General features: G+C 68.8%; 1 protein-coding gene. It reads right to left on the bottom strand.

The window, feature by feature from the left end; genetic code table 11:
- Nucleotides 1-657, bottom strand: a 657-nt coding sequence (locus PGX04_RS23125) for a 3-hydroxyacyl-CoA dehydrogenase family protein (protein WP_273740664.1), incomplete at both ends; no start/stop codon positions are given.

The raw sequence follows: 657 nt of genomic DNA, 5'->3' as shown, positions 1-657 counted from the left end.
CGTAGACGCCGCGGCCGGCCTTGAGTCCGACGCGCCCCTCGTCGACGAGTTCCGTGAGCACGGCCGGTGGCTCCGGCCGCGAGTCGACCTCTCCGAGCAACTCGGTGAGGACCTTGTGATGGACGTCGAGGCCCGAGTGATCGCCCTTCTCGAGGACGCCGAGCGTCAGGAGCCGGAAGCCGAACGTCCCCTTCACCGCGCGATCGATGTCCTCGGCGCTGGCGATCCCGGCCCCGAGCAGCGCCCACGCCTCGCGGGCCATCGCCGACTGGATTCGGTTGGCGATGAATCCCGGCACGTCGCGCTCGACGACGACGGAATCCTTGCCGATCGACTCGAGGAAGGCGGCAGCGGCGTCGACGGTTTCGTCCGCGGTTCGCTCGCCGTAGACGACCTCGACGACGGGGACGATGTGGGCCGGATGGAACCAGTGGGTCCCGCAGAATTGCTCGGGGTCGGAGAGCGACGACGCGAGTTCGGTGATCGACAGCGAGGACGTGTTCGTCGCGATCGTCGCGGAAGGCGGTGCGTGGCGTTCGATCTCCTCGTAGACGGCCGCTTTCACCTCGCGGTCTTCGGTCACCGTCTCGACGATCAGCGGTGCGTCGCCGACGGCCGCCGCCAGATCGGTCGCGTACGCGACGCGATCGCTGATCG

This window comes from Natrinema soli (genome assembly GCF_028618695.1).
This window is presented reverse-complemented; position numbering and strand designations above follow the sequence as displayed.